The sequence below is a fragment of the Tsukamurella conjunctivitidis genome (assembly GCF_007858475.1).
Lineage (GTDB): Bacteria > Actinomycetota > Actinomycetes > Mycobacteriales > Mycobacteriaceae > Tsukamurella > Tsukamurella conjunctivitidis.
Genome location: NZ_VIGX01000020.1, coordinates 23,315 through 49,138 on the forward strand (window position 1 = coordinate 23,315; position 25,824 = coordinate 49,138).

Here is a 25,824-nt window from a genome sequence, read left to right on the forward strand (position 1 = left end):
GGCACCCGCCCAGGCTTGCACTCAGCGTGACGCGAGCCCGGCCGCCCGGGGCGCGTCCGGGTACGGCGGACCGTCAGGCGAGGTTGAGCTGCCAGGACACGCCGAACCGGTCCCCGACCCAGGCGAAGGCGGTGGAGAATCCGTACGCGCCCAGCGGCATGTAGGTCCTCCCACCCGCGCCGAGGGTCTCCGTCAGGCGCTCCAGTTCCTCGCGGTCGTCGCAGTCCACGAACAACGAGGTCGACGGGGTGAAGTCGAAGGCGTGATCGACCGCACTGTCGCTGACCAGGACGTGCTCCCCCTTGATCACCAACTCCGCGAGCTGGATTCCCTGCCCCGGATCGGCGTGCGGGACCGAGGAGAGCACTGCGCCGTCGAAGGCCGCCACGTACAGCTCGATCGCCGCGGCGGCGACCCCGCCCTGGAACATGAGGAACGGACGAATCATGGTCATGGGCCGAGCCTACGGCCGCGGTGCGCCGTAGGGTGCGGGCATGACGTCAGTGGTCGTGGTGGGCAGCGTGAACCTGGACGCGGTCACGGTGTGCGAGCGTTTCCCGCAGCCGGGTGAGACGGTGACCGGGCAGTCGGTGGCCTTCGGGCAGGGCGGCAAGGGGGCGAACCAGGCCCGGTCCGCGGCGCGCGCCGGGGCCTCGACGGTGTTCATCGGTGCGGTCGGCGAGGACGCCGCCGCCGAGACGGTCCTCGACTCGTTGGCCGCGGCGGACGTGGACGTCACCCGCGTCGCGCGGGTGGACGGCAGCACCGGGTTCGCGAACGTCACGGTGGACGCCTCGGGCGAGAACCACATCGTGGTGGTGCCGGGCGCGAACGGCGCCGTGACCGTCGGCGACGCGACGCGTGCGGCGATCGCCGAGGCGGACGTCCTCCTCCTGCAGCTCGAGATCCCCCTGCCGGCCGTCGTCGACGCCGCGCGCGCCGCGCGCGAGGCGGGGACCGTCGTCCTGCTCAACCCCTCCCCCGTGCAGGCGCTGCCCGACGACCTCGTCGACCTCCTCGACGCCGTCATCGTCAACCGGGACGAGGAGGAGGCGCTCGCGGAGGCCGTGGAGCGCGTGCCGCACGTCGTCACCACCCTCGGCGGCGACGGCGCCCGTGCCTGCGGGCCCGACGGCACCGTCGAGACGCCCGGCTTCGCGGTGGAGGTCGTCGACACCACCGGCGCCGGGGACGCCTTCGCCGGAGCCCTCGCCGCCCACTGGGACCTGCCTCCCGCCGAGCGCCTGCGCCGCGCCAACGCCGCCGGGGCCCTCACGGCCACCGCCGCGGGCGCGGCGGCGGCCCCGACCGCCGCGGAGGTCGACGCCTTCCTCGCCGAACAGGAGCCCACCGGATGACGATCTCGATCCACCCCGTGCCCGGCGACGGCCCGTACGCCCTGGCCACCGGGCCGGACGACGGACTCTGGTTCACATTGGTCGGGAGTGGGGAGATCGGCCGGTACGACGTCGCGACGGGCGAGACCGTGCGCTTCCCCGCCGGCGCCGACACCGGCCCGACCATCATCGTCCCGGGACCCGACGGCGCCCTGTGGTTCACCGAGTACCGCGCCCACCGGCTCGGCCGGATCACCGTCGAGGGCGAGGTCTCGCACATCGATCTCGCACCGGGCTGCGGGCCGTACGGCCTCGCGACGGGGCCCGACGGTGCGCTGTGGTTCACCGCCACGGCCACGAACCGGATCGGCCGGGCCACGGTCACGGGCGAGGTCACCGCGTTCGACCTGCCCATCGCGGGCGCCTTCCCGTCCGCGATCGCCGCGGGCCCCGACGGCGCGCTCTGGTTCCCGCTCAATCAGGCCGACGCGATCGGCCGGATCGACGTCGACGGGTCGATCCGCACCGTCCCCCTCGACGCCGGCAGCGCGCCGGTGGGCATCGCGGCGGGTGCGGACGACGGCGTCTGGTTCGTGGAGATCGGGGCGGGGCGGATCGGCCGCATCGCGCCCGACGGGACCGTCACCCGGCACCCGCTCGTGGACCCCGCCGCCCGCCCACACGCCATCTGCGCGGGCCCCGACGGGCGGATGTGGTTCACCGAGTGGGCCGGCAATGCGCTCGGGTCCATCGACGATGAGGGACGAATCCGCAGGTACGAGCTCCCGACGCCGGCCTCCGAGCCGCACGGCATCACGCTCGGCCCCGACGGTGCGCTGTGGGCGGCTCTGGAGATCGGTGCACTCGCGAGGATCACCCCTCCACACCCCTGATGTGACCCATCTCACATTGACCCGACTCGCTGGGGATACCCCGGCGTTCCGGTGACCGATTTCCGAGGGCGGGTGACTTCCCCAGTGCCGGTTGTTAGCGTCGAAAGCGATGAGCCCGTCTCACAAGAGCGATCCCACAGCCCCCGCCAAAACGGGGGTCAGCACCCGCCGCCCGTCGATCGACGACGGGATTCGACTCTGGGAAATCGCCCGCGACACCGAGGTTCTCGATCTCAATTCGACGTATGCGTATACGTTGCTGTGCCGTGACTTCGCCGCCTCGTCGATCGTCGCCGAACGCGACGGCGCCGTAGCGGGTTTCGTCACGGGCTACCGTCGGCCCGACCGCCCGGACACCCTGTTCGTGTGGCAGGTCGCGGTGGACGCCGCGCACCGCGGTCACGGCATCGCCTCGCGCATGCTCATCGATCTGTTGGACCGTCTTGCGGTGGAGGGCGTTTCACGCCTGGAGACCACGATCACCGCGGACAACACCGCGTCCCAACAGCTCTTCGGCGCGGTGGCGAAGAAGCGCGGGTCCACCCTCGCGGTGAGCGATCTCTTCGCCTCGCATCACATCTCCCCCACTGATTCCGAACCACACGATCCCGAGCAGCTGTACACCATCGACCCCGCTTGATCGCGGGGCGCTGCACGGCCCAGAGGAGGATCACCATGGCAACCCTGACCGACGATCACACCAGTACCGCAGATTTCGAGCAGCCCTCGATCTTCAGCACCCGCGAGTCGCAGGTGCGCAGCTACTCGCGCGGCTGGCCCGCCGTGTTCGATCGGGCCGAGGGCTCATGGCTCATCGACCGCGACGGACGCCGCTACCTGGACTTCTTCGCGGGCGCCGGCGCGCTCAACTACGGCCACAATCACCCGAAGCTCAAGCAGGCCCTGGTGGAGTACATCTCCGAGGGGCACATCACCCACTCGCTCGACATGTCGACGGTGGCCAAGGGCGAGTTCCTGCAGACCTTCGAGGACAAGATCCTGAAGCCGCGCGGCCTCGACTACAAGGTGCAGTTCCCCGGCCCCACCGGCACCAACACCGTGGAGGCGGCACTGAAGCTCGCCCGCAAGGTGAAGGGTCGCGAGTCGATCATCAACTTCACCAACGCCTTCCACGGCATGACGCTCGGCGCACTGTCCGTGACGGGCAACTCGATGAAGCGCGGCGGCGCCGGCATTCCGCTGGTGCACGCGACCCCGATGCCCTTCGACAACTACTTCGACGGCGTCGCACCGGACTTCCAGTGGTTCGAGGCGGTGCTCGCCGACTCCGGCAGCGGTCTCAACAAGCCGGCCGGCGTCATCGTCGAGACGGTCCAGGGCGAGGGCGGCGTGAACGTCGCCCGCCCCGAGTGGCTCCGTGCGCTGGCCGACCTGTGCGAGCGGCACGACATGCTGCTGATCGTCGACGACGTCCAGATGGGTTGCGGCCGTACCGGTCCGTTCTTCTCGTTCGAGGCCGCCGGTATCACGCCCGACATCGTGACCCTCTCGAAGTCGATCGGCGGTTACGGCCTGCCGATGGCGCTCACGCTGATGAAGCCCGAGCTCGACGTGTGGGGCCCCGGTGAGCACAACGGCACCTTCCGCGGCAACAACCCGGCCTTCGTCACCGCCAAGCACGCGATCGACGAATTCTGGTCGGACGACGTCCTCGAGAAGGAGACGCTCCGCAAGGGCGCGCACATCGAGAAGCGCTTCGGCGAGCTGTGCGCCGAGTTCCCGGAGCAGCTGAGCCACCGCGGCCGCGGCATGGTCCAGGGCCTGGTCTTCACGGACGCCGACAAGGCCGGACAGGTGTGCGCCGCCGCCTACGAGCAGGGCCTCCTCGCGGAGACCTCCGGCCCGTCGGACGAGGTGGTCAAGCTGCTGCCCCCGCTGACCATCACCGACTCCGAGCTCGATCTCGGCCTCGACATCCTCGCCACCGCAACCCGAAAGGTGCTGTCCGCATGATCGTCCGTACGACCGACGAGATCACCGGTACCGAGCGCGACGTCGCCGCCGGCCACTGGCGCAGCAAGCGCATCGTCCTCGGCGGCGACAAGGTCGGCTTCTCGTTCCACGAGACCGTCATCGAGCCCGGCACCGTCAACGAGTTCCACTACGCCAACCACGTGGAGGCCGTGTGGCTCGTGGAGGGCGAGGGCACGTTGCTCGACCGGGAGACCGGCGTCGAGTACCCGCTCGCGCCCGGCACGATGTACCTGCTCGACGGCAACGAGCGGCACACCGTGACCACCAGGACCCGCATGCGCATGCTGTGCGTCTTCAACCCGCCCGTCGTCGGCACCGAGGTGCACGACGAGAACGGCGTCTACCCCCTGGTCGCCGTCGACTGATCCTCACCTTGAATTGAACACCGTTTCGGACAGAAGACCCGCAGGTCAGAATGTCGGAAACGGTGTTCAATTGCGTCTGGGGCCGATCTAGAGAGCCAGGGCGAAAGCGCACGCGGCGACCACCACCACCGCCGCGACGGCGTCGAGGCGACCCGGCCCCGCGGCGTGGACGACCAGCCGGCCGGTGCCGCCGCGGGCGGCGATGGCCTCCCCCATCTCCGTGGCCCGCCGCAGGGAGACCACCATCGCCGCGACGCAGAGGTCGACCAGATCGGCACGGCGCGAACGCTTCACCGCGGGCGGCGGCTGCAGCCGTCGCGCCGCCGCCAGGGTCCGGAACTCGTCGATCATCAGCGGGAACGTGCGCAGCGCGAGCGCCAGCGTGACGGCCCACTCGTCCACCGGCACGCGCAGCGGTCGCAGTGGCCGGGCGAGTCGCGCCGCAGCGGGTGCCACGTCGGCGGGGTCCGTGGTCCACGCGATGAGGGCGCCCGCCCCGAGCAGCACCAGCCCCAGCAGGATGACGCGGAGGAGGTTGAGCACACCGCCCAGGCCCACGGTCGCCCCGACGAGGTCCACGTGGGGCGCACCGCCGCTCGCGGCCATCAGGCAGCCGCCGATCGCGACCATCACGAGCACCCACCGCGGGACGGCGGGCAGCACCGAGAGCGGGATCCTCGCCGCCGCGGCGGCGAGGACGAGGAGCGCGGCGAACAGGCCGATCACGGGCCACCCCGGGTCGATCGTGAGCACGACGGAGATCGCGGCCACCGCCAGCAGTTTCGTACCGGCCCACAGATCGTGCAGGTAGGAACGCCGCGGGAGCGGGCGCAGCACCAGCGACGTCGCCCTGCTCATGCCACCTCCTCCGCGTCGATCACGCCGTGCCGGAGGTGGACGGTCCGGTCGCACAGCCGGTCCAGGTGATCGACGTCGTGCGAGATGATCACCATCGCCTGGCCCCCGTCCCGGATCCCGATCAGCAACTCGATCAGCTCGCGCTGCGAGGGCAGGTCCAACCCGGCGAGCGGCTCGTCGAGAATGAGGAGCCCCGGTGCCCGCGCGAGGAGACCCGCGAGCGCCACCCGGCGGAGCTGACCACCGCTGAGCCGGTCCACCAGGAGACCGGCCGTCGCCGCGGGAAGGCCCACGGACGCGAGGGCACGGGCGATCGCCGGCCCGTCGTCTCCGCGGAGTCCGGCCAGCGCCGCGAGGGCATCGCCGGCGGTCCCCCGCACCAGCTGCAGGCGGGCGGCCTGCAGCGCGAGCGCCACCGCACCGACCTGTCCGGTGACGGGCGCACCGTCGAGCTCGCAGGTCCCGGAGGTCGGAGCGAGCAGCCCCGCCATCACCCAGGCCAGCGTCGACTTGCCCGAACCGTTGCCGCCGCACAGGAGCATCGCCTCACCCTGGCGGACCACGAGGTCAACGCCGCGCAGCGCCGGGCGCCGCCAGGGCGTGCCCGCGTCGTACTCGTAGTGGACTTCGCGCAGCACGAGCAGCGGCCCTCCGGGGTCGGGGCGGGCGGCCCGGCCCGCGACGGGAGGCGGGGACTCCGCGCGTTGCGCGCTGCCGAGGTCGACGGTGCGGTCCGCCCCGGCCGCCTCCTCCGGATAGTGCGTGATGTTCACCAGGCCCAGCGCGTGCCGCCGGGTCAGGCCGCCGAGCAGGTCCATCAGCTCGTCCCGGCCGTCGCGGTCCACCATGGTGGTGACCTCGTCGGCCACGACCAGCGCGGGCCGCCGGGCGAGGGCGGCCGCAACGGCGAGGCGCTGCGCCTCCCCGCCCGACAGGCCTGAGGTGTCCCGGTCACCCATCCCCGCGAGCCCGACCTCCGCGAGCAGGCCCTCGACATCCACGTCGACCGCGTCCGGCAGGCCCCAGACCACGTCGTCCGCGACGCGGATACCGAGCACCTGGCTGTCGGCGTGCTGCAGCACGAGGGCGGTGCCCCCTGGCCGGCCCAATCCCACCGGTCCGGACCGGACGATGTCGCCGCTCGTCGGTGGGAGCCCCGCGAGCACGCGCATGAGCGTCGACTTGCCGGTGCCGTTGGCACCGGTCACCGCGACGTGATCGCCGGGCTCCACGGCGAAGGAGACGCCGGCGAGCGTCTCGCGCTCGGCGTCCGGGTAGCGGAAGGCGACGTCCTGCAGCCGGACCGGCAGGGGGCGAGGCGCTTCGTCCCCGACGTCGCGGGGGAAGAGGTCGCGCGGTGCGGCGCTGGTCGCACGAACGCGGCGCAGCACCGGGGTGAGGATGCGCCACGCGAAGGAGCAGCCCACGACCACGATGAGCCACACCGACACCCACACGAAGGCCGGCCAGTGCAGGAGCCCGAAGTCCGCGAGGCGCTGCAGCGCGGCCCCGGGTCCGGCACCGCCGGGGAGCGGCAGGAGCAGCGCACCGAGGCCGCGCACGTTCGCCGCGAAGGCTCCCAACACCACCGTGCGGATCTCCGTCACGACCGCGAGGAAGGCGAGAACCGCGGTCGCGACCACGACGCCCCACAGCGCCGCGACGGCGAGCATCGTGCCGCGCCCGCGGCCCCGTCTGCGCACCTGTCCGCAGATCACGCCCATGTACACGCAGGTCCACGCGGACACCAGGCCGCCGAAGCCCGCCAGCAGGAAGGCGACAGTCCCGGCGGCCATCGTCGTCGCGACCGCGACCCGGGCGCGGTGATGGAAGGCCAGAACCCCCATGGGAACCGCTCCGGCCCAGGCGAAGACGACGGCGCCCGGTACGACCATGGAGAGCACCGCGATCGCGGACATGAGCGCGGCGGTGACCGCCGCGTGGGCGAACTCGACGGGCCGCAGCGGACCCGACTCGGTTTCCGACATCGAATCACTGTATCCGCGACCGCACATCTCAGCGGACCGACCGGCCCGTCGGATTCCGAGCGCCGCGCGGACGCATGGACCAGACTGAGGGCATGACCTCGCTCGCCGATCTGGCCGTCACCCTCACGTCCCTGCACCGCAAGGGCGATCCCGTCGTGCTGCCCACCACCTGGGACGCCTGGTCCGCGAACACCGCGGTCGCGGCCGGCTTCGCCGCGCTCACCGTCGGCTCGCACCCAATGGCGGATTCGGTCGGTAGGCCCGACGGCGAGGGCATGTCCTTCGACGAGGCGATGACCCGCGTCGCGCAGATCACCGCGGCCGTCGACGTGCCGGTCTCGGTCGACATCGAATCGGGCTACGGGCAGTCCGCCGAACGGATCGTCGAGGGACTGCTGGGCGCGGGCGCGGTGGGGCTGAACATCGAGGACACCGTCCACTCCGAGGGCGGGCGCTTCCGGGAGGCCCAGGAGCACGCCGACCTCGTCGCCGCCCTGCGCGCCGCCGCGGACGCCGCGGGCGTGCACGTGGTCATCAACGCCCGCACCGACATCTTCAAGAACCAGGTGGGCGAGGCGGACGATCGCGTCGAGCGCGCCATCGCGCGGATGCAGCTGTGCGCCGAGGCCGGCGCCGATTCGCTCTACCCGGTCGCGTTCCACGACGCGGCCACTCTCCGGCACCTCGCCGACGCGCTGCCGCTCCCCGTGAACGCGATCGCGAACCCCGCGACCGACGACCTGGCCGCTCTGGCCGCCGCCGGCGCGGGCCGCATCAGCTTCGGGCCGATCTGGCAGATGGCGCTCACCGAACGATCGAACGAGTTGCTCGCGCGCTGGCGCTGACGCCGTGGGGCTGTTCTCGAGCTCGCCGCGCGGGACGAGCGGGCCCGCGCGGCCTTCCAGTACTGCACCGGGGCGCCCGACACACCGCCGCCCGGACTGCTCGCCGACGGGACGCCCTCGCCGCTCAGCCCGGCGGTCCTCGCCGCCTTCGCGACGACGCCGCATCCCGTCGACCGGTTGCACACGCTGGCGGGTCTCCTTGACCGGGGGCTGATCACGCGCGAACAGTTCGACAGCCTGCGCGCCCGCGTCGTGTGGGAGGCCGGGGCGTAGGCCTACCGCGCACCGTCGGGGACGAAGGCGCTGCCGCGCTCCCGGTCGAGGAAGGTCTCGGACTTGTTGCGCAGGAAGACGATGTACACGGCCAGCGAGATCGCGATGGTGATCGTCACGTAGGCGATGAACCACGGCACGTGGCCCGACTTCTTGGCCGCCTCGTAGAGCAGGGGCGCGGTGCCGCCGAAGATCGAGTTGGCGAGCGCGTAGCCGATGCCCACGCCGAGGGCGCGGACGTGCGAGGGGAACAGCTCGGCCTTCACCAGCGCGTTGATCGACGTGTAGCCGGTGATGATCACGTAGCCGAAGCAGACCATCGCGAGCGAGCCGATCGCGACGTGGACGTCGGGGAGGTAGGTGATGAGGAAGTACGTGTAGCAGACGCCGCCCACGCCGAAGAAGACCAGCATGGGCTTGCGGCCGATCCGGTCGCTGATCATGCCGCCGATGGGCTGGATGAGCATGAGGAAGATCAGGCCGATCAGGTTCACCCAGGTCGCCGTCAGCGCGTGGTCGGTGTACGTGCTCTTGACGATGGCGGGGGCGTTGACACTGTAGACGTAGAAGGCCAGTGTGCCGCCCATGGTGATGAGGAAGCACAGCACCAGCTGTCGCCAGTATCCCGAGAGCAGCTCGCGCATGGTGCCGGAGCTCGTGTCCTCGCCGGCGCGGACGGCGGCGAGTTGCTCCTCGGAGAGCGATTCGTCCATGGTGCGGCGCAGCCAGAAGACGACGATCGCCGCGACGCCGCCGACGAAGAACGCGATGCGCCAGCCGAAGTCGGAGACCTGTGCCTTGGAGAAGATCCCCAGCAGCACCAGCAGCATGAACTGCGCCAGGACGTGGCCACCGACGAGCGTGACGTACTGGAACGAGGAGAAGAAGCCGCGGCGTTCGCGCGTGGCGGCCTCGGACATGTACGTCGCGGACGTGCCGTACTCGCCGCCCGTCGCGAAGCCCTGCACAAGCCGGCACAGGATCAGGATCACCGCGGCCGCGACACCGATGGTCTCCCGGCCGGGCACGATCGCGATGATGAACGAGCACGCGGCCATGAGCGAGACGCTCATCGTCAGCGCGGCCCGCCTGCCCTTACGATCCGCGTACCGTCCGAAGAACCAGGAACCGACGGGACGCATGACGAAGGTGACCGCGAAGATCGCGTAGACGTAGACGGTCGAGTTCTTGTCGGCCTTGTCGAAGAACTGGCTCTCGAAGTACGTCGCGAAGACGGTGTAGACGTAGACGTCGTACCACTCGACCAGGTTGCCACTGCTGCCGCGCAACGTGTTCCAGATCGCCCGCCGCGTCTCCGCCCGCGACGACACGGGAGTCTTCGCACTCGATTCCGTCATGATCGCCTTTCCGTCCTAGACCTCGTCGGCGGAGCGGCCCGTACTCCGGTGGCCGAGGGCGGCCACCGTGATCATGAGGGCGATCATCGCCGCCGCCACCACCGCGAACACCCACACGCTGCCACGCTCGTCGAGAATGGGAAGCAGAACGAACGGAAGAAACGCGGTCACCAGCTTCGACAGCGAATACGCCGCGCCGGCGGCGGTCCCGCGGATGGCGGTGGGATAGGAGTCCGCGAGGTACACGTGGTAGGCGTTCGAGAACAGGTTGGACGCGAGGGTGTAGAGGAATCCGGCGAGCACGATCTGCACCGGACCGGCCGCGAAGCCGAACCACAGCCCGAAGGCCGCCATCAGGCCCGCCGAGCCGATCACGAGGTAGCGGCGCTCGATCCGCTCGACGATCGGCACCGCGAGCGCTGCGCCGAGCGGATAGCCGATGTACGACAGCGCGACGAACAGCAGCGAGGTCTGGATCGAATAGCCCTTGGCGAGCAGCACCAGCGGCGCGATCGTGCCGAACCCGTAGTAGCCGAAGACCTCCAGCGCGGAGACGATCCACAGCATCACGGTGCGCCGGCGGTAGGGCGGCCGGAACAGCGCGCGGATCGTGATGGAGCGGGACGTCACCGGGCGGAGCGCCGCATCGGGTTCGGCGAGCGACTTCCCCTCCTTCACCGCCTGCGCCTCGAGGCGCCGGACGATGGCGTCGGCCTCGTCGAACCTCCCCTGCGCCTCCAGCCAGCGCGGCGACTCCGGCAGGCCACGCCGGACCAGCCACACGAGGAGCGAGCCCAGGGCCCCGAAGACGAACAGCAGGCGCCAGCCCTGCACCTCGACCCCGCCGAGGTCGAAGACCTGCGGTGTGAGCCAGCGCGCGGCGAAGCCGACCACCGGGACGCCGAGGAAGGAGACCACGTAGGCGAGCGAGATGTACTTGCCGCGCACGTTCTTCGGCAGGATGTCCGAGAGATACGAATCGGCGAGAGCGAATTCGCCGCCGATGCCGATCCCCGCGACGAAGCGCGTCACCACCAGGAAGGCGGCGTTCGGGCTGAACGCGCCGGCGAGCGACATCGCCGAGTACAGCGCCAAGTTGATCATGAAGGCGGTCCGCCGGCCGTACCGGTCGGCGAGCCGGCCCATGAACAGCGCACCGATGAACTGGCCGATGAACGCCGACGCGAGCAGCACCTTGAGCTCGTCGGTCCCCAGCGCGAAGTCGCGTTTGAGCACCGTCGCGATGGTCGCCGCCAGGAAGTTCTCGTATTGATCGAAGAACAGGCCGAGGCCGATGACGCCGACCGCGGCGAGGTGCAGCCGTGTCATGGGCAGCCGATCCAGGCGCGCTGCGATCGACGGTGCCTGCGAGGTCTCGGTGGTCATCGTCGGAATATACTTCGGTGAACGAATACATCGGTTTCCGGGCGGTGACCGCCAGGCGAATGGGCGGTGCGAACTCCCACGCGGACGCCCCCGGTGCGGTTGAATCTCCTGAGTGATCGTCGATTGCGCCCATTACCTGGGTGGCACCCGGCAGGCCGAGGAGACCCTCGCGCCGCTGGACGCCGCCCGCCTCTGCACGGAGAACGGCTTCGTCTGGCTCGGCCTGTTCGAGCCGACACCGGAGGAGATGGAGTCCGTCCGCGAGGCCTTCGATCTGCACGAACTCGCCGTCGAGGACGCACAGGACTACCACCTGCGGCCCAAGGTCGAGGACTTCGAGGCATCCGTCAAGCTGGTGATCCTGCGGACCGCGCGCTACGACGACGCCCGCGAGGAGGTCGACTTCGGCGAGATCAGCGTCTTCGTCGCGAAGAACTTCGTCATCACCGTGCGGCAGGGTGTGGCGAGCGAGCTGCACCAGGCGCGCGCCCGGCTGGAGCAGAAGCCCGAGCTCCTCGCGCTGGGCACCGACGCGGTGCTGTGGGCGATCCTCGACCAGGTCGTGGACGGCTACGAGCCCGTCGTCGCCGGCCTGGAGCACGACATCGAGCAGATCGAGGCGACGGTCTTCTCGGGCGCCGTCGCCCCCACCGAGCGGATCTACCTGCTGCGGCGCGAGGTGACGAACTTCTACCGGGCCGCGCACCCGCTGCTCGCGGTGGTCACCGCGGTGGGCAAGGGCCTCGGCGAGGAGCGCCTCGCCCCCTACCTGCGCGACGTCTACGACCGACTGCAGCTGGTCAACGAGGAGGTCTCCGCCCAGCGCGACCTGCTCGGCACCATCCTGCAGGCGAACATCGCCGTGGTCTCCGTCCAACAGGCGCATTCCGCAGCACGGCAGAGCTCGACGATCGAGCGCCTGACCATCCTCTCGACCATCTTCCTGCCGCTGACCTTCGTCACCGGCTTCTTCGGCCAGAACTTCGGCTGGCTCGTCGACCACATCGGCGGCGCGTGGCAGTTCTTCTTCCTGGGCCTGGGCGGCCTGCTCGTACCCCTGATCGCGCTCGCGCTGTGGCTGCGCCGGAACAAGGGGCCGGAGGTCGATCCGTTCGCGAGCGCGCACCACGGCGCGCACTCCACCTCGGGCGGTGCCTCGTCGGCGCTGGGCGGCCGACCGCCGGCCGACCGGGCCGACGGTCAGCGCTGAGACCGCCCCGTCGGCCCCGTTCCGGCGAGTAACCTGGTGGCGTGCGCACTGCGATACCCGCCTGGGAGCCCGCGGAGGCCACCGCGCCCGACGTGGACTGGGCCGAACGGCTCGACCGGGCGCACGCCGTGTTGCGCGGGCGGCGGATCGTCGCGCTCACCGGCGCGGGCGTCTCCACCGCGTCCGGCATCCCCGACTACCGCAGCCCGGGGGCGCCCCGTCGGACTCCGATGACGCTCCAGCAGTTCCTCGGCTCCGCCGAGTTCCGGCGACGGTACTGGGCGCGCAACCACCTCGGCTGGCGGCACATGGATTCGGCGCAGCCCAACGCCGCACACCGGGCGCTGGCCGGGCTTCCGGGCGTGACCGGGGTGATCACGCAGAACGTCGACCTGCTGCACCTCAAGGCGGGTTCTCGCGGCGTCATCGACCTCCACGGCAACTACGCCCAGGTCCGCTGCCTGAGCTGCGACTACCGGATCAGCCGCCACCGCCTGCACGCCCAACTCGAACCGCTCAACGCCGGCTTCACGGCACGGATCGCCGGACGAGGCGCGCTCGAGGTCGCCCCGGACGCCGACGTCGTCGTCGAGGACACGACCGACTTCACCATGGTCGATTGCGCCGTGTGCGACGGCGTGCTCAAGCCCGACATCGTCTACTTCGGCGAGTCCGTGCCCAAGCCGCGCGTCGCGCGGGCCTTCGCCGCGGTCGACGACGCCGATGCCCTCCTCGTGCTCGGCACCTCCCTCACCGTGATGTCCGGCCTGCGCTTCGTGCGGCACGCCGCCAAACAGGGCAAACCCGTCGTCATCGTCAACCGCGGACGCACGCGCGGCGACGAGCTGGCCGACGTCACCGTCGACGTGGACGTCGCGACGGCGCTGGCCCGTCTCACCGACGACCGTCGTACCCCGACCGAGAGGACCCGATGACCTCCGCCGCCGACCTGCCGCTCGAGGACCGCGCCCGCCTGCTCACGGGCGCCGACTTCTGGACCACGGCCCCGGCGCCCGGCGTCCCGTCGATCGTGCTGACGGACGGCCCGCACGGCGTGCGCCGCCAGGTCGGCGCGTCGGATCATCTCGGACTCAACGCCGCCGCGCCCGCGACCTGTTTCCCGCCGGCCGTCGCGGTGGGGTCCAGTTGGAACCCGGACCTGGCGCGACGCATCGGGGCGGCCGTCGCCGCCGAGGCGCGCGCGCTCGGCGTCGCCGTGGTCCTCGGCCCCGGCGTGAACATCAAGCGGCACCCGCTGTGCGGTAGGAACTTCGAGTACTACTCGGAGGATCCGCTCCTGGCCGGCACGCTCGGCGCCGCCGCGGTGCAGGGGCTGCAGAGCGCCGGCGCGGGCGCATCGGTGAAGCACTTCGCGCTGAACAACCAGGAGACCGAGCGGATGCGGATCAGCGTGGACGCGGATCCGCGCACCGTCCGCGAGATCTACCTGCCCGCGTTCGAGACGATCGTCCGCGAGGCCGCGCCCGCGACCGTGATGTGCTCCTACAACCGCATCGACGGCGTCCACGCTTCCGAGAACCCCTGGCTGCTCACCACCGTCCTGCGGGACGAGTGGGGCTTCGAGGGCCTCGTGGTCTCCGACTGGGGTGCCGTGCACGATCCCGTCGCGGCGGTGCGGGCCGGTCTCGACCTCGAGATGCCGCACGGGCCGCACAGCGCCGGGAAGGTCGTCGCCGCCGTGCGTGCGGGCGCGCTCGACGAGGCCGTCGTGACGCGCGCGGCGCAGCGCGTGATCGACCTGACGCGGTGGGCACCGTCGGACGACGAGCCCGCGCCGGACCTCGACGCGCACCACGCGCTCGCGCGGGAGGCCGCGGCGGAATGCGCGGTGCTGCTGCGCAACGAGAACGCGGCACTCCCCCTCGGCGGCGCCTCCGGATCGATCGCCGTGATCGGCGAGCTCGCTCGTGCCCCGCGGTACCAGGGCGGCGGGTCGAGCCACATCAACGCCACCCGCGTCGACGTGCCGCTCGACGAGATCGCCGCGCGCGGAGCCGATCTGGGCGTCGCCGTGGAGTTCGCGGCGGGTTACGGCCTCGGCGACGCGGGCGACGGCGAGATCCTCCGCTCGGAGGCGGTCGCCGCGGCCGCGCGGTCCGGCGTGACGGTGGTCTTCGCCGGACTCACCGAGTCGGAGGAGTCCGAGGGCTTCGACCGGCCGGACCTCGCGATCGCCCCGCAGCAGGTCGAACTGATCCGCGCGGTCGCGTCCGCGGCGCCGCGCACCGTCGTGGTGCTGGTCGGCGGCGGGGTGGTCGAGCTGGAAGCGTGGCACGACGAGGTGGACGCGATCCTCGAGGCCTTCCTGCTGGGCCAGGGCGGCGGCGCGGCCGTCGCCGACCTGCTCTTCGGCATGGCGGAACCGTCGGGCAGGCTCGCCGAGACGATCCCCCACAGGCTCGAGGAAACGCCGGCGTTCGGAAACTTCCCCGGCGAGTTGGGCACGGTGCGGTACGGCGAGGGCCTGCTCGTGGGCTACCGCTGGTACACCACGCGCGGGATCGCTCCGCGGTACCCGTTCGGGCACGGGCTCGGCTACACCGACTTCGCGGTCGACGACCTCGCCGTGCGCGCCACCGGCCCCGACGCCGCGACCGCCACGGTCCGCGTCACGAACACCGGGTCGCGCGCCGGGAGTCACGTGGTGCAGCTGTACATCGGCGGCGGGCCCGGCCCCGTCCTCCGCCCTCGGCGGTCCCTGGCGGCGTTCCGCAAGGTCGCGCTCGATCCCGGTGCGTCGATGACGGTGAGCATCGACCTGCCGCGCCGTGCCTTCGCCTTCTGGGACGAGCCGCGCGGCGCGTGGGTGACCGCGCCCGGCACCTACAAGGTGGAGGTGGGGCGCAGCAGCGCGGACATCGATGCCGCTGCGGAGATCCCGCTCGACGGTGACACCATCGTCGACGCCCTGGACATGGAGTCGACCATCGCGGAGTGGGCGGCGCACCCCGTCGCGGGCGAGGACTTCCGCACGGCACTCGCCGGGGCCGCGGGCGGCATGCCCGTCGACCAGCTGCTGGAGCTCGCCGGATCGATGCCGCTCGGGAAGGCGCTCGACATGCTGCCCGGGCCGGCCGGTGACGAGGCGCGGGCGCGACTGGAAGCCGCGGTCGCCGCACGGTGACCACGCTGCTCAGAGCGGATCCGACGGTGCCGGAGGCCCGGGAGTCGTAGCGTTGCCGGTATGACGACCCGCGGCGAGGCACTGTTCCGGCACGAGCTCGGCGCTCACCTGCGCCGGTTGCGGCACGAGCGGGGCGAACGGCTGACGGACACCGCGGAGCGCGCCGGGATCTCGCCGCAGTACCTCTCCGAGATCGAGCGCGGTCTCAAGGACCCGTCGAGCGAGATGCTCGCCGCCATCGCCGGAGCACTGGGTACCGGGGTCGGCGCCGTCGCCGTCGAGGTGGGGCTGCGCCTGCAGCCGGCCCGCCCCGTCCTGCGCCTGGATCTCACGGCGACCCCGGTGCCGGCGGCGCGCCCCGTCTCCCCCGCGCCCGCGTCGCCCGGGCCACGCCTGCTGGCGCTGGCGGCCTGACCCGTCAGGCCTCCTCGATCACCTCGTCGATCAGCCCGTAGCCGACGGCGTCCTCGGCGGTGAAGACGCGGTCGTGATCGGTGTCCGCGCGCAGTTCGTCCGGCGTCCGGCCCGTGTGCCGCGCCAGCACCCGCTCCATCTGCGCGCGGACGCGGATCACCTCGTCGGCCTGGAGGATCAGATCCGGGATCGTGCCGCGCCCCTGCGCGGAGGGCTGGTGCAGCACCACGCGCGAGTGGGGCAGGCCCATCCGCCGGCCGGGTGTGCCGCCCGCGAGGAGCAGCGCGCCCACCGCGACCGCCTGCCCGACGCAGGTGGTGGCGATCGCCGGCCGGATGTACCGCATGGTGTCGTAGATCGCCAGCGCAGCACTGGGATCGCCGCCCTCGCAGTTGATGTACAGCTGGATCTCGCCGTCACCGTCGGAGGCGAGGAAGAGCAGCTGGGCGACGATCGCGTTCGCGACTCCCGCGTCGACCGCCGTGCCGAGGTAGACGACGCGCTCGGAGAGCAGGTGGGAGTAGACGTCGGTGATCCGCTCGCCGTTCGGGCGCCGGTCGATGACGTTGGGAATGGTGTAGGTGCTCATCGGACCGCCCCCGCCAGGTCGAATCCCGCGCGGCGCCGGCCGGGCACGACGGTGTCGAAGGAGTCGACGATCTCGTCGATGAAGCCGTACTCGCGCGCCTGCTCCGCGGTGTACCAGCGATCGTGCAGCGAGTCCTCGAAGATCTGCTCCACGGGTCGGCCGGTGTCCGCGGCGATCAGGCCGAGGACCGTGTCGCGGGTGTGCCGCAGGTCGCCCGCCTGCAGCTCGATGTCGACCGCGGTGCCGCCGATACCCGCGGAGCCCTGGTGCATGAGCACGCGGGCGTGCGGCAGCGCGCGCCGCTTACCGGGCGTGCCGGCGGAGAGCAGGAACTGGCCGGCGCTGTAGGCGATGCCGAGGACCAGCGTGGAGACGTCGCACGGGACGAGCCGCATGACGTCGCGGATCGCGAGCATCGACGGGACGGAACCGCCCGGCGAATGGATCCACAGCGCGATGTCGGCCGAACCGGCGGAGGCCAGCGAAAGGATCTGGGTCGCGAGCAGGGAGCCGTTGTCGTCGTCGAGCGGACCGTCGAGGACGACGACCCGTCGGTCGTAGAGCTCGCGGCGCACGCTCTCGGTGAAATGCGGAATCTTCGGGTTATCAGCCATGCGCCCATGATGGAACGGGACGAACGCTCAGGACAGACGAATCCGCCTGGGGCGGAACCGCTCACGGCAGCTCCGCTCCAGGCGGATTCCTGGCGCCGGGTCAGCCGGCGGAGTAGGCGGGCTCGCTGCGGAAGCGCGAGACGCGACCGTCGATGCCAAGGACGCGCCACAGCACGCGCGAGACCGGGTTCATCAACTTCGTCTTCTCGGCGAGCAGCCGGACGTCGCCGAAGACCTCACGCTTCATCGCCTGCGATTCGGGCGAGCGCCAGTACATCTGCTTCCAGACCTCGCGCGGGATGTCGAACCGCTTGCGGAACTCGCGCGGCGGCACCGCGATCGCCGTCAGCAGCGAGCGCATCACGAGGGGCAGCGCCAGCGAGAGCAGGAACCGCGGGAACGCGCCACGCGTGGGGATGCGGTGCTCCAGCAACTGGTGCGCGAACGAGATGTGGCGCGCCTCCTCCGCGACGTGGAGCTGCATGACCGCGGTCATCGTCGGGTGCTGCTCGATGCCGGAGCGCAGGAACTGCTTCTGCACGTGGTCGATCGGCTCCTCGCCGCCGAGCACGCCCATGTAGAAGATCATCGGGAAGGTGGTGGCCGCCAGCGGGATCATCGGCGACAGGCGCCGGAACCACAGCGGACCGCCCGGGACGTCCATCCCGATCCGGTTGACGAACTCCTGGAACATCAGCGTGTGCTGGCACTCCTCCTTCGCCTCATGAGTCGCGTAGCGGAACTCCGGCGAGTTGTTCGGCTGCAGAGCCGTGTACTGCATGATCCCGCGGATCAGCACCGACTCGAACTGCAGGCCGACCTTGGCCACGTTCGCCTGGCGCCACATCCCCATCTCGATCTGCTTGGCGCGGGGCTGCGACTGGTACCACTCGGTGCGGCCGATCGGGTCGAACCGCGAGTCGAGGATCCACCGCGGATCGTCCGGGATCACCGCGAGCTCGGGCGAATCCCAGTCGATGTCGACGTACGGATCGAAGTTGCGCTGGACGGACGCCTCGGACAGATCCTGCAGAGTCTGCTCGTACTCCGCCTGCCCGGGGAACGGGCGGCCGCGGGTGCGGCCCATGTGCGTGATGTGCAGTGCCATGACGGACTCCTCCTGCGGGCTGACACAGTTCTATTGAAAATGTACCACGATGGTGGACATTTCCTACCTGTCTGTATGAATGCCCTGGTCGTGCATGTAGGGTCGCCGGTGGTCACCCGGGACACCGGGTCCCATACGTACGTCGTCCCTGACGCCGAGGCCGGAGGCACCATGACCACGATCCACCACACCGCGACCGCGTCTGTGCCGCTGAGCACCGCGTTCGCGCACGTCGCGGACTACCGGACCGTGCCCCGGTGGTTCTTCGGGATCAGCCGGTTCGACCCGCAGGGTGAGAAGGACTACGGCCTCGGCGCGACGTACGACTCCGCCGTGAAGGTCGGCCCCAAGGAGATCGGCTCGGTCGTGCGGGTGACCGAGTTCGAGGAGGACCGCCTCATCACACTGACCTCGATCGCGGGCTTCACGACCACGTCGCGCTGGAGCTTCACCGCCGTCGACGACGCCACCACCGAACTCGCCGTGGAGTTCACCTACGAACTGCCCGGCGGCCTGGCCGGGAAGGCACTCGGCATGCTCATCGAGCCCTTCGCCGTACAGGCGGTGAAGGCCTCCGAGGCGGCGCTGCGCCGCGATCTCGAAGGCACCCAGGTCTGAGCACACCGACCGGATCGGCTCCGGCGGCCGCCCGGCGGGCCTAGCGGACCGGTACCAGGTCGTCCGCGTGGACGACGGGCCGGCGCAGGCCCTCCGGCAGGTCCGTCGTATCGCGGCCGAGCATCATCTCGAGCTCGGTGTGGTCGTACGCGACCACACCGCGAGCCCGCACGACCCCGCGCAGGTCGCGCAGGTTCACCACGTCTCCCCCGGAGAAAGTGCCGGCCACCGCCGTCACGCCGGCGGGGAGCAGCGAACGGCGACGATCGACGACCGCGGAGACGGCGCCGTCGTCCAGGGTCAGGTCGCCGTGCACGTCGGCGGCATGCCGCACCCAGAACCGTCGGGCGGACAGGCGCACGGCCCGCGGCCGGAATACGGTGCCGACGTCGGCACCGTCGAGCGCCCGGTCGGCGAGGGCCGCGGCGGTGAGCAGCACCGGGACGCCCGCGTCGGCCGCCAGCCGCGCCGCGGAGAGCTTCGACGCCATCCCGCCCGTACCGAGCGCGCCGCCGGAACCGGCGACGACGCCGTCGAGGTCCTCGGGCCCGTCGACGGCGGCGAGCAGCGCCGCGTCTCCCTTGCGGGGATCGCCGTCGTACAGCCCGTCGACGTCGGACAGCAGGACCAGCGCGTCGGCACCGGTGAGATGCGCGACGAGGGCGGCGAGCCGATCGTTGTCGCCGAAGCGGACCTCGTTCGACGCCACCACGTCGTTCTCGTTGATGATCGGCACCGCGCCGAGGGTGCGCAGCCGGTCCAGGGTGCGCTGCGCGTTCGCGGCGTGCACGCGGAGGCCGATGTCGTGCGCGGTGAGCAGCACGAGCGAGACGATGCGCTCGTACCGCCGGAACGAGGCGCCCCAGGCGTTGGCGAGCTGGAGCTGCCCCACCGATGCGACGGCCTGCTTCGTCGCCAGGTCCGTCGGCCGACGCTTGAGGCCCAGGGGCGCCATCCCGGCGCCGATCGCACCCGAGGAGACGACGATGACCTCCGTCCCCCGGTCGAGGCGGGCGACGATGGCATCGGTCAGGGCGTCCAACCGGTCGGAGGCGAGGCCGTGCTCGAGATCGGTCAACGCGGAGCTGCCGATCTTCACCACGAGCTTGCGGGCGCCAGCGACCACGGCGCGGATGTCGCCCGCGAGGAGATCACCGGTCGCGGGCGCCGCCGTCATTCGTCGTCCTCGTCGTCGCTCGCCAAACCGCGGCGGACGTCGTGCTGGTGGCGGCGCTTGGCCGCGCCCACCCGCTCGTTCTGCTCGAGACGGATGTCGGTGCCGCGGCCGGTCACCGGCACGTCGTCGATGGTGCCCAGCGACGGCTCCCAGTTGAAGCAGACGTCGCCGATGGTGACGGGGCAGCCGGGCTCGGCGCCGAGCTTGATCAGTTCCTTCTCGACGCCCAGCCGGTTGAGGCGGTCGGCGAGGTAGCCCACGGCCTCGTCGTTGTCGAACGGGGTCTGCTTGATCCACCGCTCCGGGCGCGGGCCGCGCACGATGAAGCCGCCCGGCTGATCGGGATCGGAGATGACCTCGAAGCCGGACTCGTCGATCGCGATGGGCCGGATGACGGGTCGCCGCGCCACCGGGGTGCCGCGCTCGGCCCGGTACTTCTGCACCAGGTCGGCCAGCGCGAAGGTGAGCTCGCGCAGGCCGGTGTGCGCGACCGCGGAGATCACGAAGACGGGCCAGCCGCGCGCCTCGAACTCGGGGCGCACCATCTCGGCGAGTTCCTCGGCATCGGGCACGTCGGCCTTGTTGAGGACCACGATCCGCGGGCGCTCGGAGAGCTCACCCAGGCCGGTGTCGGCGGCGAGCGCCGGCTGGTAGGCCGCCAGCTCGGCCTCGAGCGCGTCGACGTCACTCACCGGGTCGCGGCCCGGCTCGAGGGTCGCGCAGTCCACGACGTGCGCGAGCACGGCGCAGCGCTCGAGGTGCCGCAGGAAGTCCAGGCCGAGGCCGCGGCCGGTCGACGCGCCGGGAATGAGCCCGGGCACGTCCGCGATGGTGAAGGTGGTCTCCCCCGCCGAGACGACGCCGAGGTTGGGCGCGAGCGTGGTGAAGGGATAGTCGGCGATCTTGGGCTTCGCCGCCGAGAGCACGGAGACCAGCGAGGACTTGCCCGCGGACGGGAAGCCGACGAGGCCCACGTCGGCGACCGACTTGAGCTCGAGCACGAGGTCGCGGGCCTGGCCGTCCTCGCCGAGCAGGGCGAAACCGGGCGCCTTGCGGGCCTTCGAGACGAGTGCGGCGTTGCCGCGGCCGCCGCGACCGCCCTGGGCGGCGTCGAATCGGGTGCCCGCGCCCACCAGGTCGGCCAGCATCTTGCCGTCGGTGTCCAGCACGACGGTGCCGTCCGGCACCTTGAGCACCATGTCCTGGCCGGACTTGCCCTCGCGGTTGCCGCCCTCGCCGGGCTTGCCGTTGGTGGCCTTGAGGTGCGGCCGGAAGTGGAAGTCGAGCAGGGTGTGCACCTGCGGATCGACCTCGAGGATCACGGAGCCGCCGCGGCCGCCGTTGCCGCCGTCGGGGCCGCCGAGGGGCTTGAACTTCTCCCGGTGGATCGAGGCGCAGCCGTGGCCCCCGTTACCGGCCGTGACGTGCACCGTCACCCGGTCGACGAACCTGGACATATGAACCTCTTTCTACCGATGTGCCCGGATGGGCGAAAAGCCGAAGGCGGGCGGGTCCCACGTCGTGGAGACCTGCCCGCCTTCGAAAAGACTCGTGTGACGCTGCGGGACCTAGGCCTCCACAGCGACCGGCACGATGTTGACCGTCTTGCGGCCACGCTTCGTGCCGAACTCCACCGCGCCCGCCGCGAGGGCGAACAGGGTGTCGTCGCCACCACGACCCACGCCGACGCCCGGGTGGAAGTGGGTGCCGCGCTGGCGGACCAGGATCTCGCCGGCGCTGACCTTCTGGCCACCGAACCGCTTCACGCCCAGTCGCTGGGCGTTGGAATCACGACCGTTGCGCGAGCTGGACGCGCCCTTCTTGTGTGCCATCTGGCTACTCCTGTACTAGGGGTGTTCGTTGTCTCGGTTCGCCGGTCAGGCGATCGCGGTCACCTTGACGACCGTCAGCTTCTGCCGGTGGCCCTGACGCTTGTGGTAGCCGGTCTTGTTCTTGAACTTGTGGATCCGGATCTTCGGTCCCTTGACCTGATCCACGACCTCGCCGGTCACGGAGATCTTCTCCAGCGCCGCGGCGTCGGTGGTGAGGTTCGCGCCGTCGACGACCAGAGCGACGGGCAGCGAAACGCTGCTGCCGACCTCACCGTCGATCTTCTCGACCTTCACCAGGTCGCCGACGGCGACCTTGTACTGCTTGCCGCCGGTCTTGACGATCGCATACGTGGCCATCTTCGGACTTACCTCTTCTTACACATCTCGTAGTTCAGCGCGCGCCAGGTGCGCGGCTCGTATCACGCGGGTACTCCGGAACACGCACGCACGAGCGCGCCGCCGGAAAAGCGACCTTCCCAGGTTACGGGAAGGCCGGCGACAGGGTCAAACCGGCTGGTCCGCCTTGTCGGCACCGTCACTCCCGGGGCCTCCCGCCGCGGGCCCCGCCGGACGGGCGGCGGCCCGTCGACGGGCCCGCTTGCGCGCGGGCTCGACCACGGAGGCTCCGGCACCGTCCGCGGCCGGGGCGCCCGCCACCGGCGCCTCGGGCGCGGGGGCGGCGATGTCGACCACGATGGTCTGCGCCGCCGCCGACGTGGTGGTGGGCGCCTTGCGCGCCACCCGCCGCCGCCGGGGCGCCGACGGTGCCGTCGCCTCGACCGGCGTCGCGGCCTCGGCGCGCGGCGCGGGCGCGGCCTCCGCCGCCGGAGCCGCGGGCGCCTCGGTCACGGGCGTCTCCGCGACGGCCTCGACGACCGGCTCGACGGCGTCCCGCTCGGCGGTCGCCCCCTCGGCCGGCGCCTCGGCGGGCTGCGCCTCGGCCGTGTCGACGCCCTCGGGGGCGTCCTCGTCGTGGTGCGCGGCCATCGCACGGAACATCGGGTGCTCGCCCTTGTGCGCGGCGGGCTCCTTGGCGGGCGCGGTCGGGGTCGACGGGGCCGGTGCGGCACCGTCGGACTTGGCGCGCTTGCGCTTCTTGCGGCCCGAGCCCTCCGCCTTGTCACCGGAGCGGCCGTTGTCCTCGCCGCCGCCCGAGGACTCGACCGGTGCGTCGTGAACGATGATGCCCCGGCCCGAGCAGGCCTGGCACGGCGTGGAGAATGCCTCGACGAGACCGGTACCGATCCGCTTGCGGGTCATCTGGACCAAGCCCAGCGAGGTGACCTCGGAGACCTGGTGGCGCGTGCGATCGCGGCCCAGGGCCTCGGTGAGGCGGCGCAGCACGAGATCGCGGTTGGACTCGAGCACCATGTCGATGAAGTCGACGACGATCATGCCGCCGATGTCGCGCAGGCGCATCTGCCGCACGATCTCCTCGGCCGCCTCGAGGTTGTTCCGGGTGACGGTCTCCTCGAGGTTGCCGCCGGCGCCGGTGAACTTGCCGGTGTTGACGTCGACGACGGTCATCGCCTCGGTGCGGTCGATGACCAGCGTGCCGCCCGAGGGCAGCCAGACCTTGCGGTCCATCGCCTTGGCGAGCTGCTCGTCGATGCGGTACGTCGCGAAGACGTCCGGCGCGTCGGCGTGGGCCTTCTCGAACTTCTCGACCCGCGGCAGCAGGTCGGGCGCGACGGTCGAGACGTACTTCTCGACCGTGCTCCACGGCTTCGCGCCCTCGATGACGAGCTTGCTGAAGTCCTCGTTGAACAGATCGCGCACGACCTTGACCAGCAGGTCGGGCTCCTCGTAGAGCGCCTTGACGCCCTTCTGCGAGGAGGCCTGCTCGATCTCGGCCCACTGCGCCTGCAGCCGGGCGACGTCGCCCGCCAGCTCCTCGGCGCTGACGCCCTCGGACGCGGTGCGGATGATCACGCCGGCGTCGGCGGGCACGATCTCCTTGAGGATCTCCTTGAGGCGCTTGCGCTCGGTGTCGGGCAGTTTGCGCGAGATGCCGGCGGAGCCACCGCCGGGCACGTAGACCAGGAAGCGGCCGGCGAGCGAGATCTGGGTGGTGAGGCGGGCACCCTTATGCCCCACCGGGTCCTTCGACACCTGCACGAGCACCTGATCGCCCGGCTTGAGCGCCTGCTCGATCTTGCGGGCGTTGCCGTCGAGTCCGGCGGCGTCCCAGTTGACCTCGCCGGCGTACAGGACGCCGTTGCGGCCGCGGCCGATGTCGACGAAGGCGGCCTCCATCGAGGGCAGCACGTTCTGCACGCGGCCCAGGTAGATGTTGCCCACCATCGACGCCGAGCTCGACGAGGTCACGAAATGCTCGACCAGCACGCCGTCCTCGAGGACGGCGACCTGGGTGTAGTCCTGCGGGTGCGGGACGGTGTGGCCGTCCTGGCCCTCCGACGGGCCGACGCCGGTGCGCTCGCGGACCACCATCACGCGATCGACGGCCTCCCGGCGCGCGAGGAACTCCGACTCCGTGAGGATCGGCGGGCGGCGACGCACGGTGTCCCGGCCGTCGCGGCGGCGCTGGCGCTTCGCCTCGAGGCGGGTCGAACCGCTGATGCCGCGTACCTCGTCGCGACGGGTCCGCTGCCGCGGCTCGCGCTCGTGCACCACGGTGTTGGGCGGGTCGTCGGTCGAGGCGGCCTCCGCGCCGTCCTCCCCCGTGCCCGCGCGACGGCGGCGACGCCGGCGGCGACGGCGCGAGCCACCGTCCGTCACGTCCTCGACGTCGTCCCCGTCGGCGTCGTCCGACGAGGTCTCGTCGGCCTTCTCCGCGTCGGACTCGCCGCCGGTTCGCTCACCATCGGCCTGCTCGGCGTCCTGAGCCGGCGCCTCGGCGTCGCCGGCCTTGTCGCCCTCGTTCTGCTCCTGGGAGTCCTGTTCGTCGGCGTTCTCGCCGCGGCCGCGCCCGCGGCCCCGGCGACCGCGACGGCGCCGGCGGTTGCCGCCCGCCTCGTCGTCGCCGTTCTGCTCGGTCGACGCCGCGGCATCGGTCGAACCGGCCCCGGAATCCTCCGCGGCGGGCGCGCCGTCGACGGATGTATCAGCCGCAGTGGGAGCCGACTCGGCGCTGGCGGACTCGGTGGCCGGAGAATCCTCGGCGTCCTTCTTCGCGGCGCGTGCCCTGCGCGGCGGCTGCTCGATCTTCTCGGGCTGCAGGAACAGGGGCACGTTCGCGTCGAAGGCGACCGCCGGTGCCTGCTCGACGACCGGTTCGGCCACCGCGGCCGCCGAGAACAGCGACGGGGTGCTGTCGGCCACGGGCTGCTCCGGCTCGACCGCTGCAGCGACGGGCTCGGGCGCCTCGGCGGCGGGCGCCGCCGGGTCCGCGGAGGCCTCGGCCGCCGACTCGGTGATGCGGTCGCGCACCCGCTCGGCGGCACTGCGATCGATGCTGGAGTGCGCACTGCGTGCGACGAAGCCCAGTTCGCCGAGGTGCGCGAGCACCTCCTTGCTGGTGAGGCCCAGCAGGCGCGCCAACGCGTGGACGCGCAGCTTCTGCGGGAACTCCTCGCGAGCTTCGTTGTTCTGTTCTTCCGGCGACGTGTTGTCGGCCACTCAATATCTCCTACCGACCCCCGGGCGCGATCACTGCTGGTCGCGGCCACGCGGGGGCGTGTCGTGTGGTGCGGGCGAAGGAATCTCCTACCGCCCCACGTTTGTCAAGGTCTGCACGTGTCTCGTGCGTGGCGCACGCTGGCTCGACGTTGTGCGAACCAGCCGGGCCGGTCGGCGCCGCGCGGTTGCGCGCGCCGACGTGCGTCCGGGGTCAGTATCCCACATGCCACAGGCAGTGCG

Annotated in this window: 24 protein-coding genes; 11 read left to right on the plus strand and 13 right to left on the minus strand. The window is 71.5% G+C overall.

Annotated elements, in window-relative coordinates:
* Window positions 1-73: 73 nt before the first annotated feature.
* Entirely contained in the window at window positions 74-454 is a 381-nt protein-coding gene (locus tag FK530_RS21130; RefSeq protein WP_146488946.1) for a VOC family protein, read from the minus strand.
* A gap of 40 nt (window positions 455-494) precedes the next feature.
* On the opposite strand from FK530_RS21130, the gene FK530_RS21135 reads away from it, so the two are divergent.
* The 5 genes from FK530_RS21135 (at window position 495) to FK530_RS21155 (ending at window position 4,590) form a co-directional block, all read left to right on the plus strand.
* Window positions 495-1,358: a PfkB family carbohydrate kinase gene (locus tag FK530_RS21135; protein ID WP_146488947.1), complete on the plus strand. Its 864-nt coding sequence runs from the start codon at window positions 495-497 to the stop codon at window positions 1,356-1,358.
* Complete coding sequence (locus FK530_RS21140; RefSeq protein WP_146488948.1) at window positions 1,355-2,230, plus strand: Vgb family protein; 876 nt, start codon at window positions 1,355-1,357, stop codon at window positions 2,228-2,230. The genes FK530_RS21135 and FK530_RS21140 overlap by 4 nt, the downstream gene beginning before the upstream one ends.
* Before the next feature lie 109 nt (window positions 2,231-2,339).
* Window positions 2,340-2,870 carry a diaminobutyrate acetyltransferase gene (gene ectA, locus FK530_RS21145; protein ID WP_146488949.1) on the plus strand — a complete coding sequence of 177 codons (531 nt, stop codon included), beginning with the start codon at window positions 2,340-2,342 and terminating at the stop codon, window positions 2,868-2,870.
* 35 nt (window positions 2,871-2,905) lie between these two features.
* Window positions 2,906-4,204 (plus strand): diaminobutyrate--2-oxoglutarate transaminase, encoded by a 1,299-nt coding sequence (gene ectB, locus FK530_RS21150; protein ID WP_146488950.1) that lies wholly within the window; start codon window positions 2,906-2,908, stop codon window positions 4,202-4,204.
* The gene (locus FK530_RS21155) at window positions 4,201-4,590 is read left to right on the plus strand and encodes an ectoine synthase (RefSeq protein ID WP_146488951.1); all 390 of its coding nucleotides are present in this window, start codon (window positions 4,201-4,203) and stop codon (window positions 4,588-4,590) included. The genes ectB and FK530_RS21155 overlap by 4 nt, the downstream gene beginning before the upstream one ends.
* Window positions 4,591-4,677: 87 nt before the next feature.
* Here FK530_RS21155 and FK530_RS21160 read toward each other — a convergent pair whose 3' ends face one another.
* Complete coding sequence (locus FK530_RS21160) at window positions 4,678-5,448, minus strand: CbiQ family ECF transporter T component (RefSeq protein ID WP_146488952.1); 771 nt, start codon at window positions 5,446-5,448, stop codon at window positions 4,678-4,680.
* Entirely contained in the window at window positions 5,445-7,412 is a 1,968-nt protein-coding gene (locus FK530_RS21165; RefSeq protein WP_166443327.1) for an ATP-binding cassette domain-containing protein, read from the minus strand. Before FK530_RS21165 ends, FK530_RS21160 begins: the two co-directional genes overlap by 4 nt.
* A gap of 116 nt (window positions 7,413-7,528) precedes the next feature.
* On the opposite strand from FK530_RS21165, the gene FK530_RS21170 reads away from it, so the two are divergent.
* Window positions 7,529-8,281, plus strand: coding sequence for an isocitrate lyase/PEP mutase family protein (locus FK530_RS21170; protein ID WP_146488953.1), 753 nt, complete (start codon window positions 7,529-7,531; stop codon window positions 8,279-8,281).
* Window positions 8,282-8,556: 275 nt separating this feature from the next.
* On the opposite strand, the gene FK530_RS21175 is transcribed toward FK530_RS21170, so the two are convergent.
* Together FK530_RS21175 and FK530_RS21180 are read right to left on the minus strand one after the other, a co-directional pair.
* Complete coding sequence (locus FK530_RS21175; protein WP_146488954.1) at window positions 8,557-9,912, minus strand: MFS transporter; 1,356 nt, start codon at window positions 9,910-9,912, stop codon at window positions 8,557-8,559.
* 15 nt (window positions 9,913-9,927) lie between these two features.
* Window positions 9,928-11,298, minus strand: a complete 1,371-nt coding sequence (locus tag FK530_RS21180; RefSeq protein WP_146488955.1) for an MFS transporter — start codon at window positions 11,296-11,298, stop codon at window positions 9,928-9,930.
* 112 nt (window positions 11,299-11,410) lie between these two features.
* On the opposite strand from FK530_RS21180, the gene FK530_RS21185 reads away from it, so the two are divergent.
* From FK530_RS21185 to FK530_RS21200, 4 genes are read left to right on the plus strand one after another with little or no spacing between them, the layout of a single operon-like run.
* A complete protein-coding gene (locus FK530_RS21185; RefSeq protein WP_146488956.1) occupies window positions 11,411-12,508 on the plus strand; it encodes a CorA family divalent cation transporter in 1,098 nt (365 codons plus the stop codon).
* Between the two features lie 41 nt (window positions 12,509-12,549).
* Window positions 12,550-13,443 carry a Sir2 family NAD-dependent protein deacetylase gene (locus tag FK530_RS21190; protein ID WP_146488957.1) on the plus strand — a complete coding sequence of 298 codons (894 nt, stop codon included), beginning with the start codon at window positions 12,550-12,552 and terminating at the stop codon, window positions 13,441-13,443.
* The gene (locus FK530_RS21195; RefSeq protein ID WP_146488958.1) at window positions 13,440-15,653 is read left to right on the plus strand and encodes a glycoside hydrolase family 3 C-terminal domain-containing protein; all 2,214 of its coding nucleotides are present in this window, start codon (window positions 13,440-13,442) and stop codon (window positions 15,651-15,653) included. The genes FK530_RS21190 and FK530_RS21195 overlap by 4 nt, the downstream gene beginning before the upstream one ends.
* Window positions 15,654-15,713: 60 nt before the next feature.
* Complete coding sequence (locus tag FK530_RS21200; protein ID WP_146488959.1) at window positions 15,714-16,067, plus strand: helix-turn-helix domain-containing protein; 354 nt, start codon at window positions 15,714-15,716, stop codon at window positions 16,065-16,067.
* Between the two features lie 4 nt (window positions 16,068-16,071).
* Here the strand turns inward: FK530_RS21200 and FK530_RS21205 are convergent, their stop codons facing one another.
* The 3 genes from FK530_RS21205 to FK530_RS21215 form a co-directional block, all read right to left on the minus strand.
* A complete protein-coding gene (locus tag FK530_RS21205; protein ID WP_146488960.1) occupies window positions 16,072-16,656 on the minus strand; it encodes a ClpP family protease in 585 nt (194 codons plus the stop codon).
* Window positions 16,653-17,270, minus strand: a complete 618-nt coding sequence (locus FK530_RS21210; RefSeq protein ID WP_146488961.1) for a ClpP family protease — start codon at window positions 17,268-17,270, stop codon at window positions 16,653-16,655. Before FK530_RS21210 ends, FK530_RS21205 begins: the two co-directional genes overlap by 4 nt.
* Window positions 17,271-17,370: 100 nt before the next feature.
* Complete coding sequence (locus tag FK530_RS21215; protein WP_146488962.1) at window positions 17,371-18,378, minus strand: AurF N-oxygenase family protein; 1,008 nt, start codon at window positions 18,376-18,378, stop codon at window positions 17,371-17,373.
* Between the two features lie 108 nt (window positions 18,379-18,486).
* Here FK530_RS21215 and FK530_RS21220 point away from each other — a divergent pair, with 108 nt between their 5' ends.
* On the plus strand, window positions 18,487-18,996 hold the full coding sequence (locus tag FK530_RS21220) for an SRPBCC family protein (RefSeq protein ID WP_410468448.1): 510 nt from the start codon (window positions 18,487-18,489) through the stop codon (window positions 18,994-18,996).
* A 40-nt stretch (window positions 18,997-19,036) separates the two neighbouring features.
* On the opposite strand, the gene proB is transcribed toward FK530_RS21220, so the two are convergent.
* From proB to FK530_RS21245, 5 genes are all read right to left on the minus strand, one after another.
* Window positions 19,037-20,173 carry a glutamate 5-kinase gene (gene proB, locus FK530_RS21225; RefSeq protein ID WP_146488963.1) on the minus strand — a complete coding sequence of 379 codons (1,137 nt, stop codon included), beginning with the start codon at window positions 20,171-20,173 and terminating at the stop codon, window positions 19,037-19,039.
* Window positions 20,170-21,630 (minus strand): GTPase ObgE, encoded by a 1,461-nt coding sequence (gene obgE / locus FK530_RS21230; RefSeq protein ID WP_146488964.1) that lies wholly within the window; start codon window positions 21,628-21,630, stop codon window positions 20,170-20,172. Before obgE ends, proB begins: the two co-directional genes overlap by 4 nt.
* Window positions 21,631-21,741: 111 nt before the next feature.
* The gene (rpmA, locus tag FK530_RS21235) at window positions 21,742-22,005 is read right to left on the minus strand and encodes a 50S ribosomal protein L27 (RefSeq protein ID WP_013126135.1); all 264 of its coding nucleotides are present in this window, start codon (window positions 22,003-22,005) and stop codon (window positions 21,742-21,744) included.
* Window positions 22,006-22,050: 45 nt separating this feature from the next.
* Window positions 22,051-22,362: a 50S ribosomal protein L21 gene (gene rplU / locus FK530_RS21240; RefSeq protein ID WP_068524798.1), complete on the minus strand. Its 312-nt coding sequence runs from the start codon at window positions 22,360-22,362 to the stop codon at window positions 22,051-22,053.
* Between the two features lie 147 nt (window positions 22,363-22,509).
* Entirely contained in the window at window positions 22,510-25,584 is a 3,075-nt protein-coding gene (locus FK530_RS21245; protein WP_146488965.1) for a translation initiation factor IF-2 N-terminal domain-containing protein, read from the minus strand.
* Window positions 25,585-25,824 lie beyond the last annotated feature (240 nt).

Bases quoted from the DNA above. Each gene is read 5' to 3' on its own strand.
- FK530_RS21215 (WP_146488962.1), bottom strand. From the start codon at position 18,378: ATGGCACTGCACATCACGCACATGGGCCGCACCCGCGGCCGCCCGTTC.
- ectA (WP_146488949.1), top strand. From the start codon at position 2,340: ATGAGCCCGTCTCACAAGAGCGATCCCACAGCCCCCGCCAAAACGGGG.
- FK530_RS21200 (WP_146488959.1), top strand. From the start codon at position 15,714: ATGACGACCCGCGGCGAGGCACTGTTCCGGCACGAGCTCGGCGCTCAC.
- FK530_RS21130 (WP_146488946.1), bottom strand. From the start codon at position 454: ATGACCATGATTCGTCCGTTCCTCATGTTCCAGGGCGGGGTCGCCGCC.
- FK530_RS21180 (WP_146488955.1), bottom strand. From the start codon at position 11,298: ATGACCACCGAGACCTCGCAGGCACCGTCGATCGCAGCGCGCCTGGAT.
- FK530_RS21135 (WP_146488947.1), top strand. From the start codon at position 495: ATGACGTCAGTGGTCGTGGTGGGCAGCGTGAACCTGGACGCGGTCACG.
- FK530_RS21175 (WP_146488954.1), bottom strand. From the start codon at position 9,912: ATGACGGAATCGAGTGCGAAGACTCCCGTGTCGTCGCGGGCGGAGACG.
- FK530_RS21170 (WP_146488953.1), top strand. From the start codon at position 7,529: ATGACCTCGCTCGCCGATCTGGCCGTCACCCTCACGTCCCTGCACCGC.
- FK530_RS21140 (WP_146488948.1), top strand. From the start codon at position 1,355: ATGACGATCTCGATCCACCCCGTGCCCGGCGACGGCCCGTACGCCCTG.
- obgE (WP_146488964.1), bottom strand. From the start codon at position 21,630: ATGTCCAGGTTCGTCGACCGGGTGACGGTGCACGTCACGGCCGGTAAC.
- ectB (WP_146488950.1), top strand. From the start codon at position 2,906: ATGGCAACCCTGACCGACGATCACACCAGTACCGCAGATTTCGAGCAG.
- FK530_RS21210 (WP_146488961.1), bottom strand. From the start codon at position 17,270: ATGGCTGATAACCCGAAGATTCCGCATTTCACCGAGAGCGTGCGCCGC.
- rplU (WP_068524798.1), bottom strand. From the start codon at position 22,362: ATGGCCACGTATGCGATCGTCAAGACCGGCGGCAAGCAGTACAAGGTC.
- rpmA (WP_013126135.1), bottom strand. From the start codon at position 22,005: ATGGCACACAAGAAGGGCGCGTCCAGCTCGCGCAACGGTCGTGATTCC.
- FK530_RS21205 (WP_146488960.1), bottom strand. From the start codon at position 16,656: ATGAGCACCTACACCATTCCCAACGTCATCGACCGGCGCCCGAACGGC.
- FK530_RS21160 (WP_146488952.1), bottom strand. From the start codon at position 5,448: ATGAGCAGGGCGACGTCGCTGGTGCTGCGCCCGCTCCCGCGGCGTTCC.
- FK530_RS21155 (WP_146488951.1), top strand. From the start codon at position 4,201: ATGATCGTCCGTACGACCGACGAGATCACCGGTACCGAGCGCGACGTC.
- proB (WP_146488963.1), bottom strand. From the start codon at position 20,173: ATGACGGCGGCGCCCGCGACCGGTGATCTCCTCGCGGGCGACATCCGC.
- FK530_RS21195 (WP_146488958.1), top strand. From the start codon at position 13,440: ATGACCTCCGCCGCCGACCTGCCGCTCGAGGACCGCGCCCGCCTGCTC.